At 43.4% G+C, this 13,953-nt stretch carries 12 protein-coding genes and 1 pseudogene; all 13 read left to right on the forward strand.

What is annotated here, in order from left to right; genetic code table 11:
* Window positions 1-10 precede the first annotated feature (10 nt).
* The 13 genes and pseudogenes from JCR24_RS06640 to JCR24_RS06700 all read left to right on the forward strand — a co-directional run bounded on the left by JCR24_RS06640 (window position 11) and on the right by JCR24_RS06700 (window position 13,943).
* A complete protein-coding gene (locus JCR24_RS06640; RefSeq protein ID WP_020756449.1) occupies window positions 11-424 on the forward strand; it encodes a TIGR03826 family flagellar region protein in 414 nt (137 codons plus the stop codon).
* A 68-nt stretch (window positions 425-492) separates the two neighbouring features.
* Window positions 493-762 (forward strand): flagellar biosynthesis anti-sigma factor FlgM, encoded by a 270-nt coding sequence (gene flgM, locus JCR24_RS06645; RefSeq protein WP_020756451.1) that lies wholly within the window; start codon window positions 493-495, stop codon window positions 760-762.
* Window positions 759-1,292, forward strand: coding sequence for a flagellar protein FlgN (locus JCR24_RS06650; protein WP_081212576.1), 534 nt, complete (start codon window positions 759-761; stop codon window positions 1,290-1,292). The genes flgM and JCR24_RS06650 overlap by 4 nt, the downstream gene beginning before the upstream one ends.
* A gap of 121 nt (window positions 1,293-1,413) precedes the next feature.
* Window positions 1,414-2,955, forward strand: a complete 1,542-nt coding sequence (gene flgK / locus JCR24_RS06655) for a flagellar hook-associated protein FlgK (RefSeq protein WP_033006519.1) — start codon at window positions 1,414-1,416, stop codon at window positions 2,953-2,955.
* A gap of 10 nt (window positions 2,956-2,965) precedes the next feature.
* Window positions 2,966-3,865, forward strand: coding sequence for a flagellar hook-associated protein FlgL (gene flgL, locus JCR24_RS06660; RefSeq protein WP_129447420.1), 900 nt, complete (start codon window positions 2,966-2,968; stop codon window positions 3,863-3,865).
* A gap of 21 nt (window positions 3,866-3,886) precedes the next feature.
* The gene (locus tag JCR24_RS06665) at window positions 3,887-4,441 is read left to right on the forward strand and encodes a DUF6470 family protein (protein WP_033014952.1); all 555 of its coding nucleotides are present in this window, start codon (window positions 3,887-3,889) and stop codon (window positions 4,439-4,441) included.
* A 20-nt stretch (window positions 4,442-4,461) separates the two neighbouring features.
* The gene (gene fliW, locus JCR24_RS06670) at window positions 4,462-4,896 is read left to right on the forward strand and encodes a flagellar assembly protein FliW (protein ID WP_238980348.1); all 435 of its coding nucleotides are present in this window, start codon (window positions 4,462-4,464) and stop codon (window positions 4,894-4,896) included.
* 12 nt (window positions 4,897-4,908) lie between these two features.
* Entirely contained in the window at window positions 4,909-5,148 is a 240-nt protein-coding gene (csrA, locus tag JCR24_RS06675) for a carbon storage regulator CsrA (RefSeq protein ID WP_020756457.1), read from the forward strand.
* 187 nt (window positions 5,149-5,335) lie between these two features.
* A complete protein-coding gene (locus JCR24_RS06680) occupies window positions 5,336-6,055 on the forward strand; it encodes a flagellin N-terminal helical domain-containing protein (RefSeq protein WP_238980349.1) in 720 nt (239 codons plus the stop codon).
* Between the two features lie 346 nt (window positions 6,056-6,401).
* Complete coding sequence (locus tag JCR24_RS06685) at window positions 6,402-6,515, forward strand: flagellin (RefSeq protein ID WP_020756460.1); 114 nt, start codon at window positions 6,402-6,404, stop codon at window positions 6,513-6,515.
* Window positions 6,516-6,671: 156 nt separating this feature from the next.
* Window positions 6,672-8,600, forward strand: coding sequence for a glycosyltransferase (locus JCR24_RS06690; RefSeq protein ID WP_122983773.1), 1,929 nt, complete (start codon window positions 6,672-6,674; stop codon window positions 8,598-8,600).
* A gap of 13 nt (window positions 8,601-8,613) precedes the next feature.
* Window positions 8,614-9,708 (forward strand): annotated as a pseudogene (locus tag JCR24_RS17535) (glycosyltransferase); the annotation flags it as partial.
* A 983-nt stretch (window positions 9,709-10,691) separates the two neighbouring features.
* Window positions 10,692-13,943, forward strand: a complete 3,252-nt coding sequence (locus tag JCR24_RS06700; protein ID WP_238980350.1) for a glycosyltransferase — start codon at window positions 10,692-10,694, stop codon at window positions 13,941-13,943.
* Window positions 13,944-13,953: the final 10 nt, after the last annotated feature.

A 13,953-nucleotide genomic window follows, 5' to 3' on the forward strand; every position in this document is an offset into this window, starting at 1 on the left:
GGAGGGGAGAATGATGAACTTAGAAAATTGCCCGGTTTGCGGCCGTCTGTTTGTCCGCTCGCCGTTTCGCGATATTTGCCCGTCTTGTCATGAAGAAGAAGAACGGCAATTTCAAACCGTGGTCCAATTTTTGCGGCGCCGGGAAAACCGGTTGGCGACGATGGAGCAAATTGTCGATGCGACAGGGGTGCCTGAGACGCTGCTGGTCAAATTCATCAAAAGCGGCCGCTTAACGTTGGCGCAGCTGCCGAATTTAGGATATCCGTGCGACCGTTGCGGCAAGCTGATCCGCGAAGGCAGAATGTGCGCTGACTGTTCAAAAGATTTGCAAAGGCAGCTGGAAATGGCGAAAAAAGAAGAAGAACAGAAGAAAAAACAAGTGTTTCGCACGTATTACACCGACAAAGAGCGAAATGGCCGCTAAACAAATGAACGGATTGACCGATAATAGTAGTAAGACAACAACGGGCGGAACGGATAGGAGGAATCGCAGTGAGAATCGATCACCGGTTTTTGATTGGCGTTCATCCCTACCGTCAGTACTCGGGCATCCCACAAGGAAAAACAGGGCAACCCGGGCGGCGGGATCGCGTCGAAATTTCTGAGGAGGCAAAAGAGCTGCAGCAACGCTCTACTTGGGCCGCCGAGCGGGAAGAGAAAGTGCGCCGGTTGAAGGAACAAATCGACAACAGAACGTATGAGATCGATGCCCGCGCCATTGCGGAGAAACTATACAAGTTCTATAAGGGCGATGGCCAATGAACACAAGGGTAGAAAATCGCCGAACCGATGATGAACAGCGTGCGCCAGCGCTGCAGCTGATGGCGCTCCTTGACCGGCACTTGACGCTGCACCGGCATTTGCTTCAATTGGCCTATCAAAAAACGGACGTATTAAAACGAGGCGATATGGACGGATTAATGCAGCTGATCCAAAAAGAACAAACTGCTATCGCCGCCATCCAGCAGCTCGAGCGCGAGCGGGCACAGCTCGTTGCCGCATGGTCTGACGATGAGAATCCGCCATCATTAGCCGATTGCCTGCCGAAAATAGGCGGGGAGGAGCGGCAAAAAGCCGAACAGTTGGCTAGCGAGTTGCTCGACGTGATCAACGAGCTCCAGGCAGTCAACGAGCTGAATGGGCAGCTCATCCGCCAGTCGCTGCAATGGGTGACGCTGATGTTGGACCAATTGATGCCGCAGCCGCCCAACGTGAACTATACCGCGCCAAACCAATCAACGAGACAATATGGACATGGACGAAGCCGTTCACTCTTTGATTCCAAAGCATAGCAGCACAAGTCACCGACGGAAAATAAGGAGAGATCGATCCATCCAACAGCCGTCAAAACGAAACAGAGCCGCTAGGCAGAAAACAGCGGACAATCATTAGAAGATGAAAAGGAGGGGCACGATGGGATCGACGTTTCACGGGCTTGAAGTCGCCAAGCGCGGCATGGCCGTGCAGCAAATGGCGCTATACACGACCAGCCATAACATTGCCAACGCCAATACGCTCGGCTATTCCCGTCAGCGTGTCAATTTTGTCCAAAGCGAGCCGTACCCGCCGGCGTCCCTCAACCGCCCGCAAATTCCGGGACAGATGGGGACGGGGGTCGAGGCGGGGTCGATTGAGCGGGTGCGCGACCGCTTTTTTGACTGGCAATACCGCGGCGAGAACAACAAGCTCGGCTATTGGCAAGCCCAAGCCGATGCGTTAAAAAAAATGGAGGACATTATGAACGAACCGTCCGACAGCGGTTTATCCAAAACCATGGATCAATTTTGGCAGGCGCTCCAGGATTTAAGTGCAAACCCAGAAAATACAGGGGCCCGCTCGGTCGTGCGCCAGCGCGGACTGGCGGTGGTCGAGACGTTTCATTATTTGGCCGATTCGTTAACCTCTATTCAAAACGATCTCGCCAATGAAATTCAAGTGACCGTCAAATCGATCAACTCGATCGCGGAACAGCTGTATAAAATCAACCAACAAATCGCCGAAGTCGAACCGCACGGCTACTTGCCGAACGATTTGTACGATGAGCGCGACCGACTGCTCGATGAACTGTCTGCGCTCGTCAAAATCGAAGTCGAGCCGAAGCCAAGCGGCGGCAATGCGCTGAAAACGGCGGAGGGGTCTTATGATGTATATATTTTTGATGGCAACGGCCAGCGTCAGCTGCTGGTCAATGGCAACCAAGGATACCAGACGCTGTCCGTATCGCCGAGCGCCAGCTCCTCCCCGGAGATGCCGACCGGTCCGCTTACCGGACTTTCGCTTGGAGGCTCTTCCATCCCGTTTGTCGCCTCCGGCAAGTTGAAAGGGTTGATCGAGGCCTACGGATATGATGACGGAAGCGGTGTCAAAGGCATTTATCCCGATATGTTGAAAAAGCTCGATACGCTCGCGTATTCGTTCGCCAAACGGTTTAACGAAGTGCACCAAACAGGGTATACGCTCAGCCCGAGCAACCTGGGAGGGCTGTTTTTCAGCGATTTGACGCAAGTGGACGGGGCAGCGAAAGCGATCCAATTGTCATCCAATATTGATGATTTAAACAATATCGCCGCTTCATCAGCGCCGAACGAACCGGGGAACGGCTTAAACGCCATTCGTCTCGCCAATGTCAAAAACAGCAATTTTGCCAACCTGCAAGATCCGGCGCCGTCGGTCTCGTATCCGATCACAGCGGGCACGCTGCAGGCGTATTACGAAAGCATGATCGGCCAGCTGGCGGTCGACACCCAACAGGCGAACCGCCTCGTCAACAACTCCGAAGTGCTCCGCCAGTCGGTGGAGGAACGGCGGCAGTCCGTCAGCGGGGTGTCGCTCGACGAAGAAATGACGAACATGATTCGGTTTCAGCACGCCTACAACGCGGCGGCGCGCACGATTACGACGATCGATGAAATGCTCGATAAAATCATTAACGGCATGGGAATTGTCGGAAGGTAGGTGAATGACCATGCGTGTCACGCAGTTCATGCTGACGCAAAATATGCTGCGCAACTTGAGCCAAAGCTATGAACGGCTCAGCAAAATTCAAGACCAGCTGTCCACCGGCAAAAAAATTGCCCGCCCGTCCGATGACCCGGTCGTGGCCATTAAAGGAATGGCCTACCGGACGAACTTAACCGAGGTCGAACAGTTTAAACGCAATTTCTCTGAAGCTCATAACTGGATCGATGCATCCGACTCGGCGCTCAACGAAGCGACGCAAGTGCTCCAGCGCATCCGTGAGCTCGTTGTCCAAGCCAGCAACGATACGTATGAGCAATCGCAGCGTGAGCATATCGCGAAAGAGATCGATGAGCTCAAAAACCATTTAGTTTCCATTGCCAACACGCAAATTGCGGGCAAATACATTTTTAACGGCACAGATACCCTTCGTCCGCCGGTCAACTTGGACGACCCAGTGAACAAAGTGTCGACGAACACAGAACAAGTGAAAATCGAGCTGTTAAAAGGCATCCAGCTCCCGGTCAACGTGAATCCGACGCGCGTCTTTACATACAGCGCGGCTCCGGGACAAGGACTGTTCAGCGATTTAGAAGCGCTTGTGAATGACTTGGAAGCCGGCAAGAGCGGCCAAGAGCTGAACGTTTATTTATCGTATATGGACAAGCACATCGACAACGTCTTAGCCGAGCGGGCCGAGCTTGGCGCGCGAAGCAACCGCCTTGAGCTGATGGAGGCGCGTGTCGATGAACAGGAAGTCATCGCCCAACAAATTTTGTCGGACAATGAAGACGCCGATATCGAACGGGTCATTACCGATTTGAAAACACAGGAAAGTGTGCACCGCGCCGCCCTTGGCGTCGGCGCCCGCATCATTCAGCCGACGCTGCTCGACTTTTTGCGCTAAGCGGATAAGGGGGAGATGACGATGCAGCTGCCGCAGATCCGCTTGCAGTCAACGATGGCGAAAATCGCCATCGAAACCGTTCCGGCGAAACTAGAAATCCAACAGCCGCCTGCCGAGTTGGAAATCGAGCAATCTCCGGCCCGACTCACGATCCGTACGACGCCGTCCAAGCTAACGATCGATCAGACAAAAGCGTGGGAAGACATGAACTTAGAACATATCTTCCGCCGCATCGAAAAGTTTGCTGAACAAGGATACAACGATTGGCTTGACGGGCTGGCCCGCGTCTCTCGCCAAGGCGACGAGCTCATGCGCATCGAGGACGGCGGCAACCCGATCGCCGAGCAGGCGAAAGAAAACAGCGAAACTCCGATGTACGAATTCAACATCGGCTGGGTGCCGTCCCCGTTCAGCGTTCACATATCCTATACCCCGGCGGATGTGGATATTCGCTTTGAGACACACAAACCGGTCATCCGCGCCCGCACGCATCCGCCGGTCATTCGCTACACGCCGGGCGAGGTGGCGATCCGCCTCGCCCAGCGCCCGTCGCTTCACATTGACGTCGTCATTTGAGAAAACAGGAGGAACGATTCATGAATATCGACACGAAATACCACGGAACCGTGGCGGTGAAGGAAGAAGACATTATCCACTTCCCCCACGGCTTGCCAGGATTCGCGGACAAGAAGCGGTTCGTCCTTCTTCCGCTCGCCGACACGCCGTTTGTCATCTTGCAGTCGGTCGAGACCCCTGCGCTTGGGTTTGTGCTGATTGAGCCGTTTTCGTACTTTCCAACATACGAATTTGAACTGGATGAAGCGACGGTCGAACAACTTAACATCGAAAGCGAACGCGACGTCGCGGTGTACGTGATCCTCACCGTCGCCGACCCGTTTCACGAGACGACGGCGAACTTGCAGGCGCCCGTGGTCATTAACGTCCATAAGCGCCTCGGCAAGCAAGTGATCTTAACGAACCCCCCGTACAAAACGAAACATCGCCTCTTCCCGGAAAAAGTGGCGACGTAAAGGAGGCGGCTTATGCTTGTTCTAACGCGCAAACTGAAAGAAGCCATCCAAATCGGCGATGACATCGAAATCACCGTCCTCGCCATTCAAGGCGACCAAGTGAAACTCGGCATCAACGCGCCCAAGCATATCGACATCCACCGCAAAGAAGTGTATCTTGCCATCCAAGCCGAAAACAGCGCCGCCTCCGAAGCGCCCGAAGCGTCGCTCACCGCACTGACCGCCAAGCTGAAACAGTGGAAACAACCATAACCCGAAGCGCCCAAGCGGCGCTTTTTTTGTCACCATCGACAAAAAATTTAAATTTCCCTATTAAACTTCCAAAAAACGCGCCGATATAAAAAGTGAGCGCGGCTTGCGGCGAAAGGCGGCCGACTTTCGCCCTAGCCCCGCCGTTCCACAAGGACGTGGAAAAAATCATTTCAGGGAGGAAGAGAACATGAGAATCAACCACAACATCGCGGCGTTGAATACGTATCGGCAGTTGACGTTCAACAACACGCAGGCGGCAAAAAACATTGAAAAGCTATCTTCTGGTCTTCGTATCAATCGCGCTGGTGACGATGCGGCAGGCCTTGCGATCTCCGAAAAAATGAGAGGCCAAATTCGCGGACTAGAAATGGCTGCGAAGAACTCGCAAGACGCGATCTCGTTGATCCAAACAGCGGAAGGAGCTTTAAATGAAACACATGCTATCCTTCAACGTATGCGCGAGTTAGCGGTACAAGGAGCGAACGATACGAACACAACGATTGACCGCGATCAAATCCAAAAAGAGTTGAATCAGTTAATTTCAGAAATTGACCGTATTTCAAATACCACACAATTCAACACGAAAAACTTGCTTGATGGTTCGTTGAACGCAACCTTCCAAGTGGGCGCCAATAGCGGTCAAATTATTAACTTGACGATTGCAAAAATGAACTCAACTTCGTTAACAGTTGATGCAGCTAGTATTTCGGTTGCTAACAACTCTCTAGCTAGTTCATCGATTGCTAACATTGATGCTGCGATCAATGCTGTATCGCAAGAGCGCTCAAAACTTGGTGCATTACAAAACCGTTTAGAGTACACAATTAACAACTTATCTACTTCTGCGGAAAACTTAACAGCCGCAGAATCCCGTATCCGCGACGTCGATTATGCCTTAGCCGCGTAAACGGCGACAGGCACAGTCGTCCTGGCTGGAAACGGCTAGGATCACCACCGGGTGAATTGCTGGGAAGCCCTAAGAGCCTTTGGCGCCACAACGGAGCTGGAAACGGCAGACGTGACGGCGGAAAAAGCCAAAGGATTGGGCAATCAGCAGCCAAGCTCCTGTCCCGAAAGGGTGGAGAAGGTTCAACGACTAGGGCATACCGCCTACGGCTTGTGCTATGGCGATGAAGCCCGTAGGGTGGAGAGGATTTCCATCGTCCTCGTTCATCCGAAGCGCCCGGCCCCTACCAGGTGAAGCTGAGGGTGAAGATGTAGTCTTGTCCCGTACCGAAAGGGCGGGTGGCACGATGGCCAAAGAAATGATGGAATTCACGAAAAACAATATCTTAATGCAAGCTGCACAAGCGATGCTCGCTCAGGCGAATCAGCAGCCGCAAGGAGTATTGCAATTGCTTCGCTAATGAAGCGTCAAGAGGCCTTAGGCTATCTAAGGTCTCTTTTTTATAAGTGTATTGAACCGCTCTAACTTATTGTTTATCCTTTATCCTTCACAACCGCTGACCTCCAGCCGATATAAAAAGTGGATTATTGAAACTTATTGGAGAAGGAAGAGCAGGATGAAACCATTTGTATCGTTATGTATGATCGTTAAAGACGAAGAAAAAGTGTTGCAACGTTGTTTAGATTCTGTATACGGCATTGTGGATGAAATTATCATTGTTGACACAGGCTCGACGGATTCAACAAAACAGATTGCACTCAAATATACAAATAAAGTATATGATTTTGAATGGACAAACAGCTTTGCTGAGGCCCGCAACTTCGCCCAGCAACAAGCGACAGGGGAATGGATTCTCGTATTAGATGCAGACGAATATGTCGAACGAGCAAATTTACAAGCAATGATTGATGTATTAAAGCAAACAGACGAAAGCGTTGAAGCCTATGATGTTGTCATCTACAACTTCATGGGAGTGTATGGTGAGCGTATTCTTCAACATCGTCATACAAGAATCTATCGTAATTGTCCACATTTACGATATGATCGTGCCATTCATGAACAGTTGCAGAGAGTAAATGGAGAATATGTCCAGGCTAAACAAGGGATTTTAACTGTTTATCATACAGGCTACATGCATCAAGCAGTGGTAGAAAAGAAAAAACACGATCGAAATGCTCCGCTTATTGAGCGTGAAATTCAAGCAGGAGAGAGTGTTGCTTTTGACTATTTCAATTTAGGAAACGAGTATCTTTCCAAAGGTGAAATAGAGAAGGCGCTGGAATCATTTGTTAAAGCGTATCAAGAGAAAAAAGATATTCGTCTAAGCTGGGTATCATATTGTCTTGTGCAAATCATTTTATGTTTGAAGTATTTAAAGAGATTTGAAGATGCTTTGCGGGTAATCACGGATGCAGAAACTCTATATAGTGAAACCGCCGATTTTCCATTTTTGCGGGGGGAAATTTACTACTTGCAACATCGTTATGATGATGCGGCAAAGCAGCTAGAATATTTGCTTGAAAATAAAAGTAAATATCCTTATACGATTAAAACGTTTGAATATGTCGAATATGATCCGCATATGTTGCTCGGTCATATCTACAGACACAAAGGAAATTTACAAAAAGCAATGTATCACTACTCTAGTGCATTATCTTTCAATCGCAAAAGTTATGAAGCATTGTATCACGTGTTACAGCTATTAGCGCGTGCTCATCATCAGGAAGAAATGATTCAATTTATCGAAGATAAACAATTAGCGAACGATGAGCTAGCTATTTCTTTGATTTTGCGCATTGCTTCCGTTTTACATTTAGAAAAGGTGATACAATGGTATGCTTTGAAACTAAGCGATGAAACGGCTCGACGTGGTTTCCAAATAAAAGTAAATATATTACAAAAAAATTATGAAAGAGCGTTACAACAAATATTGAAAAGTTCTGTGTCTAACTTGCAAACATACATTCGAACAGGCAGTTTGGACTCGTACGATCTATTAGTGACGGCGTTCAAAACGAATCAACTCGATGTCGTTCGCCTCTTGCTTCATCTTGTTTCTGAGCAAAAAGAAAAAGAGTTTTTATTGTTCATGATGAATGAATATAAGGAAGCATCTGAACCGATGTTTTATTTGCTTTTACTTGAGCGGACGATTCAGTTGAAAGAGTATGAGCTATTTGAACAATTTTTTGCTTTAAGTGATAAATTTCCTGCGAGTGTTCATATTCAAATTGGTCATTTGCTCCATCGTTATGAATTTATGGACGTGGCACTTCAATTGTATCGTTCAGTTGAGAATATGAGCGCTTGGGATGCAGAGTCATTCGTGAATGTGATCGAAGCGCTAGCAGTAAAAAATGAAACGATAGAAGCGGTGCAATATGGACTGTTGGCTATCAGTTTCGGTCATCGTGATTTTCGTTTGTACAAATATGTGATTGAGCTGATGAACATATGTGGAATAAGTGAAGAGAGAAAGAAGGTCGTTCAACAAGCTAAACGTATATATCCAGACAGTGAATGGTTAAAGGAGAAAGAAAAATAAAAGGGAGAGCACGATGAAGACAAGTATCGTTATATTAACTCACAATAAGCTAGATTATACAAAACAATGTATTGAAAGCATTCGCCAATATACGAGATCAGGCACATATGAGATTATCGTAGTTGACAACCATTCTACCGATGGAACAGTGGAGTGGTTAAAGAAACAAGCAGACACCCGAACGATTTTTAATGATGAAAACGTTGGTTTTCCGAAAGGATGCAACCAAGGAATACAAATTGCAACAGGGGAAAACATTCTTTTACTAAATAACGATGTAGTCGTTACAAAGCACTGGCTTGATCATTTGTTAGCTTGCTTATATAGCGCTGACGATATTGGAGCGGTCGGACCGGTTACAAATTCTGCAGCTTACTATTCAACGATTCCTGTAAGTTATACATCGATCGATGAAATGCATGTGTTCGCTTCTCAACATAATGTTTTGGATCCGAATAAATGGGAAGAAAGATTAAAACTAATTGGCTTCTGTATGCTAATTAAAAAAGAAGCGATTGATAAAGTAGGGCTGTTGGATGAGCGGTTTACTCCAGGAAATTTTGAGGACGACGATTACTCTGTTCGTTTGAGACAAGCTGGTTATCGTTTAATGCTATGCAAAGATACGTTTATCCATCATTACGGTAGCGTATCATGGAAAGACGATGGTAGCGGTTATTCGAAGTTGTTGCGGGATAATCAAAAAAAGTTCGAAGAAAAATGGAACGTTGATGTTGAGGCGTATAACATTGAACGAGAGATGATTGATCGAATCGAGGTAGATCGTCAATCTCATGTTAGTGTGTTGCACATTGGTTGCGGTGCTGGGGCGACGTTGTTGAAAATCAAACATGAGTATCCATATGCAACGTTGTACGGCATAGAACAAAATGCATTTGCCATGAAGGAAGCGCAACGGTATGCATACGTAGCGAATGACTTAAAAGACGATAAGATAAAAAACCAAATGTTTGATCTTATTTTGTACAGCGATCGCGCGTTTGAGTTGAATGATCATTTCCTTCGTTTTGTCGTTGACCATTTAAAACCAAATGGGCAGTTTTTTGCTCATGTCCAAAATGCGGGGCACTTTCGCGTAATTGAAGAACTGATTGCTGGGCGTAATCCGTTTGCTCGTACGAGGTTGTACAGTCTAGGTCAATTGGATGATTTGTTTAAACGATATCCGCTATCGATATCTGTTACAGGTTTGATGCTCTCAGAGACTGACAACCAACATCGGTTCGTCAACCATTTGAAAGTACTTTACGGAGAAGCTGTTCAGTCTTTGCTTATGCCACAATCGTTTGTTGTACGGGCCTATAAACAAAATGAGAATATGCGAAAACTAATTGAAGCTTTCGTATCCAAAGAAGATTGTCATCAAGTCTTAGAAAAATTAAATCATTTTCCCATTACCGGAGTTATTGACATGATAAAGAAAATGGATGAAGCAACCAAGCTGCTGAATGAACTTGCGATTGAAAATTTTGCGCGAGGGAATCATGAGCATGTTTTACCATATTTGCAGGCGGCGTTTGAGTTATGTCAAGATGATACAGATACATTATATAATTTAGCATTTGTGTTAAACTCTTATGGCGAGAAAGAGCTAGCAAATCGTTATTTGTCGTTCATTCGTCAACCAGACGATGAGGTGAAGAAACTATTTGAAGAAATTAATGAACACTCATTGAAAAAGGCGCAAGAACTGACATTTTTGTTGCGTCGCCTTGAGTTTGATGTCGATATTGACGAAACAAAGCAGGCACTTGTTGAGAAAATCGCTTGTGGTGAGATTGATGAACCGCTTATTAAGGAAATTATTGATACAAGCATGATCCATAAAGTAAAAGTGCTTCAGGCTATTGCGATTGCATGCTTTGAACAAGGATTGCACGAACATGTATTACCGTATTTACAACTTGCGTATGAACAAGAGCCGACAAACGTAGATACGTTATACAATTTAGGCTATGTGCTTATTACTTATGGAGAGCATGCGTTAGCAGAGACATTTTTACAAAAAATTCAACAACCAGATGAACAAGTGCTACAACTGTTGAAGATCGCAAGAGGAGAGTTTTGACTATGAACGACAAAAAAATCGCTTTTATTTATTGCGTCAACAATCGGGAATTATATGAGGAATCTGTCCGTTACGTAAGGTCGCTTTACGTACCAGAAGGATACAAAATCGAAATTATAACAATAGAAGGGGCAAAAAGCATTACTTCTGGATATAACGAAGCGATGAAAAAAACAGATGCAAAGTATAAAGTGTATTTGCATCAAGATGCGTTTATTGTGAATAAAAATTTCTTATATGATATTATTGCTCTCTTTGAAAAGTATCCTAAATTAGGGATGATTGGAGTAGTTGGAGCGAAAACAATTCCGAGAAATGGAATTTGGTGGGAGAGCACGCAACGATTTGGAAAGGTTTATGACAGTCATACTGGAGAAATGAAGTTATTAAGTTTTAAGGAAACAGAACTAGAATATGAACCCGTTCAAGCTATCAACGGGTTAATCATGATTACTCAATACGATATCCCATGGCGAGAAGATTTGTTTACGGGTTGGCATTTTTATGATCTCTCCGAGTGTCAAGAATTTTTATTAGCGGGTTACGATGTAGGGGTTGTGCGCCAAAACGTGCCATGGTGTGTTCATGACTGCGGTATAGCGAGTGCGGAAAACGGATTTGATAATGATCGAAAAAAATTTGTTGATGTTTATGGGGAAAATGTTCAGAGATTAAACAAGACATTTCTTCCCCTTGTAAGCATACTAATTCCTACTTACAATCGTCCGCATTATTTTGAGCTTGCTTTACAAAGCGCTTTAAATCAAACATATGAAAATATTGAAGTTATTGTATGTGATGATAGCACGAATGATGAAACAGAAAAGTTAGTCAAAAAATATACTGCTAAATATAATAATTTAACTTATATCAAAAATCCAACTAGATTGGGACAATTTGAAAATGATATTAAGTTATTTAACCTTGCCAATGGAGAATATATTAACTATTTAATGGATGATGATTTATTCCATCCGCAAAAGATTGAGAAAATGATGAGTTATTTTATAGATGATGTAAATAAAGAAATAAAACTTGTTACTTCAAATAGGAAAATGATAGATCAAAATGGAGAACAACTTCCAGATAATATTCTGACACAGCCTCTTTTTGAAGAAGATAAGGTAATAAGCGGAACAGATTTAGGGAATTTGGTTTTAAAATATAATTTTAACTGCATAGGAGAACCAACTACAGTATTGTTTCGAAAATCTGATTTAAAGGAACCGTTTGGAACGTTTCTTGGTAGAAAATACGGTTGTAATGTAGATATAGCAACATGGTTAACCTTGTTAGCGGAAGGAAAAGCAGTATATGTTTCTCAACCGCTAAGCTATTTTAGAATTCATAATAGTCAACAACTGCAATCAACAAAAATGTTATTAGATGGGGCTTTAGATTATGCTCATGAGGTTTTATATGCGAGGAAAAAAGGGTTTTTAGAAAAGAAGGAAGATTATTTAATTGCGCTCAATAGTTGTGAGAAATATTTAGCTAATGTTATAGAGCAACTTAAACAGGAAAAAGATAACGATAAGTTTGAAGAGCTTTTAGATGTTTATAAGAAGATTAATTTCGAAATAAAAACAGTTGAAAAACAATCAAAAGATTTAATGATTAATGAGAAATATCCGTTAGTAAGCATACTAATTCCATCTTATAACAAACCATATTATTTTGAGTTGGCTCTACAAAGTGCTTTAAATCAAACATATAAGAACATAGAAATAATAGTATGTGATGATAGCACGAACGATGAAATTGAGAGACTTATATCTAAATATACTTGTAAATATGATAACTTAACCTATATTAAAAATCCGGTCAGATTGGGTCAGTTTGAAAATGATGTTAAGCTGTTTAACCTTGCACGAGGAGAATATATTAATTATTTAATGGACGATGATTTATTTCATCCCCAAAAAATTGAAAAAATGATGAATTATTATCTACATGATAAAAATAATGAAATAAAGTTAGTAACATCACATAGACAATTAATTGATAGAAATGGGAATTTTTTAAAGGATATTGTTAGTACGAGACGGCTTTTTGAATCAGACACTATTATAGATGGAAAAATGATGGCAGATTATGTATTAATGTCACTGATTAACTATATTGGTGAGCCTACTACAGTGTTATTCAGGAAGAGTGATTTAGATGAGCCTTTTGGTACTTTCCTTGGAAGGAAATATTTGTGCAATGTTGATCTAGCTTCATGGTTTAATCTTTTGGCTAAAGGAAAAGTTGTTTATATTAGCGAAACACTAAGTTATTTTAGGATTCATGATGATCAGCAATCACAATCAATTGAAATGCAGTTAAATGGAATAATAGATTTTGCTCATTCAATTATAGAGGCTAGAAAAAAAGGTTTTTTACAAAGTGATAGGAACTACGAATTAGCCTTAAAACATTGGTTAGATTATATAAATAGATTCATAGATGAAATATTGAATAATTCGGAGATTACAGAAATATTTAATTCAAATATTTCAGATAGAATAGCAGAAATACAAAAATATAAACTATTAATGGAAACAGAGTATCATAAACTTGTTCAACAATTAAAGCGAACTAAATATGATTTTAACATAGATATAAACGCTGAAAACAATTCTCATGCTATGATACTGAGAATGGTTGGAAAAAATAAAAAAGTTTTAGAATTAGGTTGTGCCACTGGATATATGACTAATATATTAACTAATTTATTGGGCTGTGAAGTTAGTTGTGTAGAATATGATGCGGTGGCTGCTGAAAAGGCAAGAAGATATTCTAATAATGTTATTGTAGGCGATCTTAACAATTTCGATTTTAGTCAGCATTTCCAAAAAGGGGAATTCGATGTTATTATCTTTGCGGATGTTTTGGAACATTTATATGATCCTTTGGATGTATTAAAGCGTGTCAAACCCTATCTAAGTGCAAATGGGGAAATTCTTGTATCTATTCCTAACATAGCTCATTGCTCTGTCATAGCAGAGTTATTACAAGGTAGATTCCCTTATAAAGAATTAGGTCTTTTAGATAATACTCATATTAGATTCTTTACTAGATCCGGAGTTATCAAGTTGTTCCAAGACGCTGGATTAACGATTAAAGAAATGAATAGAACAGTGTGTCCACCGGAGCAAACAGAATTTAGAACTAATTTGAATGTATTTCCTCAGCAAGTTGCTGATTATTTGAGATCACTACCTGACGCGGATACTTATCAGTTTATAGTACGCGCAGGGTTAGTTAATTAGTTAAGTAAGG

The organism is Geobacillus sp. YHL (genome assembly GCF_022341265.1).
GTDB classification, from domain to species: Bacteria; Bacillota; Bacilli; order Bacillales; family Anoxybacillaceae; genus Geobacillus; species Geobacillus thermoleovorans.